Raw genomic sequence first — 3,498 nt, 5'->3', positions numbered from 1 at the left:
GGTGTGGCGCATCGACCTGGCGACGCAGCGCATCTACTTCAACGACTGGGGCTACCAGGTGATGGGCATCCCGCGCCCGCCCGACGGCCTGACGCTGGAGTACATGCGCTCGACCATCCACCCCGACGACCGCGCCGCCGTGCTGCGCGCTGCCGACGAGGCGATCGCGACGCACCGCGTCGTCGATGTCGAGGCGCGCTACCTGAACGGCGATGGCAGCTATCGCCACCTGCTGACGCGCCGCGTCGCCGAGCGCGACGAGCAGGGGCGTGCGATCGCGCTGTCCGGCGTCTCGCTCGACCGCAGTGCGCAGATCGCCGAGCGCGAGCAGGCGCAGGCCTTCGCGCGCCGCATCGACATGGTCACCAACGCCGCGGGGGTCGGTATCTGGACGGTCGACATCGAGGCGGGGCAGGGCGAGTGGAACGAACAGATGTTCCGCATCTATGGCGTGCGCCCGCAGGACGGCGTGCCCAGCGAGGAGCGCTGGATGCAGGAGCTGGTGCACCCGGACGACCGCGCGGCGATGCAGTCGCACGACGAGATCGCCGAGCGCGGCTCGCAGCAGGGGTTGCAGTCGGAGTTCCGCATCCGCCGGGCCGACGACGGCGAGGTGCGCTGGGTGTCCGCCTGGTCGCGGCGCGAGCGCGTCAACGGCCGGCTGATGGCCTTCGGCGTCAACATCGACATCACCGAGCTGCACAGCACCCGGGCGCAGCTGCGGCGCGTGCAGGAGCGCACGATGCTCGCCGCCGAATCGGCCGGCATCGGCACCTGGGAGCGCGACCTGCGCTCGCAAGCCTCGCAATGGGATGCGCAGATGTTCCGGCTGCGCGGCCACCGCCCCGACGGACCGCTCGGCGCGAACGAGCTGCGCGACGGCTCGCGCCACCCCGACGACGTGGCCGAGCTGCAGCGCAAGATGGACGAGGCGGTGCGCGAGGGCGGCGAGCTCGAGCACGAGTTCCGCGTGGTCTGGCCCGACGGCTCGGTGCGCTGGCTGGCCACGCGCGGCCATGTGCAGCACGACGCGCAGGGCCGGCCCGAACGCTTCCTCGGCGTGAACTGGGACATCACCGAGCGCAAGCGCGCCGAGCAGGCGCTGCGCGACAAGGCCGCCGCCGAGCAGGCCAGCCGCGCCAAGAGCGAGTTCCTGGCSCGCATGAGCCATGAGCTGCGCACGCCGCTCAACGCGGTGCTCGGCTTCGCGCAACTGCTGTCGGCCGACGCCGGCGATCCGCTGAGCCCGCCGCAGGCCGAGCGGGTGGAGCGCATCCGCTCGGCCGGCCAGCACCTGCTGGCGCTGATCGACGACGTGCTCGACCTCGCGTCGATCGAGTCGAGCGGCATGCCGCTCGCCCACGAGGCCGTGCCGCTGCAGGCCGCGCTGCACGACGTGCTGCAATGGACCCGGCTGCAGGCCGACGCGGCCGGCGTCAGCGTGCAGGCCGAGGCGACGACGGCCCAGGTGCTGGGCGACCCGCGGCGGGTGCGCCAGGTGATCGCCAACCTGATGAGCAATGCCATCAAGTACAACCGTGCCGGCGGCCATGTGTGGCTGGCGGTCGAGCGCGGGGCCTGGCAGGGTGGTCCGGCCTGGGCGATCACGGTGCGCGACGACGGCCGGGGCATGTCGGCCGCGCAGCGGCGCCACCTGTTCGAGCCGTTCAACCGCCTGGGCGCGGAGCGCGAGGCGATCCAGGGCACCGGCATCGGGCTGGCCATCGTGCACCACCTGGTCAAGCTGATGCGCGGCGAGATCGGTGTCGAGAGCGAGCCCGGCCGCGGCAGCGTGTTCCGCATCGTGCTGCGGGCGGCCGCCGGTACCGCGGCGGAGCCTGCGCAGCAGGCCGTTCCCGCGTCGGCTGAGGCCGCCCCGGTCTCCACGACAGCGACAGCGGCCGCGCCGCTGCGCCTGCTCTACATCGAGGACAACCCGGTSAACGTGCTGCTGGTGCAGGAGCTGCTCGCGAACCATGCGCACGTGGAGCTCGCCGTGGCGGTGGACGGCGTGTCGGGCGTGCGGCTCGCGCAACATGCGCGGCCCGACSTGGTGCTGRTCGACATGCAGCTGCCCGAYWTCGACGGCWYCGAGGTGCTGCGSCGCCTGCGGGCCGATCCCGAGCTGGCCGGCCTGACGATCGTCGCGCTGTCGGCCAAYGCGATGCCSGAAGACRTCKCRCGGGCKCGCSASGCGGGCTTCGACGACTACTGGACCAAGCCGATCGACTTCAAGGCCTTCCTCGCCGCGCTGCACCGGCTGGCGCAGGCGCGCCGGCCGGGTGCCGATCAGGGCGCAAGGCGCTCGCGCAGCCAGTTGCCTTCGGCCAGCCGGTAGCGCAGGCGATCGTGCAAGCGCGACTTGCGGCCCTGCCAGAACTCCCAGCTGTCCGGCACGAGGCGGAAGCCGCCCCAGTGCGGCGGGCGCGGCGGGTTCAACGCGTAGCGCGCGGCGGCCTTCGCGGCATTGGCCACCAGCACCGCGCGCGAGCCGATCACCTCGCTCTGCGGCGACGCCCAGGCGCCCAGCCGCGAATCGAGCGGGCGCGACTGGAAGTACGCATCCGACTCGGCCTCGCTGGTGCGTTCGACGCGGCCTTCGATGCGCACCACGCGCTCCAGCTCGACCCAGTGGAACTGCAGCGCGGCCCACGCATGGCCCGCCAGTTCGCGGCCCTTGCGGCTGTCGTAGTTGGTGTACCAGACGAGGCCGCGCGCATCGAAGCCCTTGATCAGCACGATGCGCGTCGACGGGCGCTGGTCGGCACCGACCGTCGCGAGGGTCATCGCGTTCGGCTCGGGCAGCTTCGCATCGAGGGCCTGCTGGAACCACAGGCCGAACTGCTCCAGCGGGTCGCTGCGCGAGGCGTTCTCGTCGAGTTCGGCGCGTTCGTAGCTTTTGCGGAGGTCGGCGATGTCGGTCATGTCCGAAGTATCCCGCAGGGAACAAAATACCTGCGGGGAATGCCTTAAGTGAACGCCCCACTAGGCGCCGAAAGCAAACGATTCCATTCTTGCAACCAAGGGCTTGCGTGCGGTGATGCGCCGGCTGCCATGACGAACAACAATGAAAGGGATGGCCTCATGAAGGCGCGGCCGGCGATCGTCGTGCTCGCCGCGGGACTGGGTTCCCGTTTCGGCGGCACGCAACACAAGCTCACGCAGAGCCTCGGTGCATCGAGCGTTCTCGGGACGACGCTTCGGCATGCGCTCGCGACGCACCTGGCGGTGATCGTCGTCGCCACCGAGGTGCTGGCCGAGGAAGCGGCCTCGCATGTCGCGACGCGCGACATCGTGATGCTGCCGTCGGTCGGATCGGGCTCGCCGGTCAGCGCGCAGCGCCTGGGCATGGGTTTCTCGATCGCGTCGGGCGTCGCGGCCTGCTCCGATGCCTCCGGCTGGCTGGTGCTGCCGGGCGACATGCCGATGGTGCAGCCGGCGACGCTGCTCGCGGTGGCGCAGCAGCTCGACCACCATGCCGTGAGCTATGCGCAGTAC

Annotated in this window: 3 protein-coding genes; 2 read left to right on the top strand and 1 reads right to left on the bottom strand. The window is 71.5% G+C overall.

The window, feature by feature from the left end:
• Window positions 1–2,338, top strand: a 2,338-nt coding sequence (locus tag AC1D01_RS25655) for a hybrid sensor histidine kinase/response regulator (RefSeq protein WP_477871386.1), incomplete at its 5' end; no start/stop codon positions are given.
• Here the strand turns inward: AC1D01_RS25655 and pdxH are convergent.
• Window positions 2,290–2,925, bottom strand: coding sequence for a pyridoxamine 5'-phosphate oxidase (pdxH, locus tag AC1D01_RS25650; RefSeq protein ID WP_477871384.1), 636 nt, complete (start codon window positions 2,923–2,925; stop codon window positions 2,290–2,292). The genes AC1D01_RS25655 and pdxH overlap by 49 nt on opposite strands.
• A gap of 159 nt (window positions 2,926–3,084) precedes the next feature.
• On the opposite strand from pdxH, the gene AC1D01_RS25645 reads away from it, so the two are divergent.
• Window positions 3,085–3,498 (top strand): nucleotidyltransferase family protein (locus tag AC1D01_RS25645; protein ID WP_477871383.1); only part of this gene is annotated, 414 nt, incomplete at its 3' end.

It is taken from the genome of Rhizobacter sp. P3_B12 (genome assembly GCF_056402895.1).
Note: the sequence above shows the minus strand (reverse complement) of the source record. Positions and strands in the feature narration are given on the sequence as shown.

What these genes read in the sequence shown, in the direction of transcription:
- pdxH (WP_477871384.1), bottom strand. Translation starts at nt 2,925, where the DNA reads ATGACCGACATCGCCGACCTCCGCAAAAGCTACGAACGCGCCGAACTC.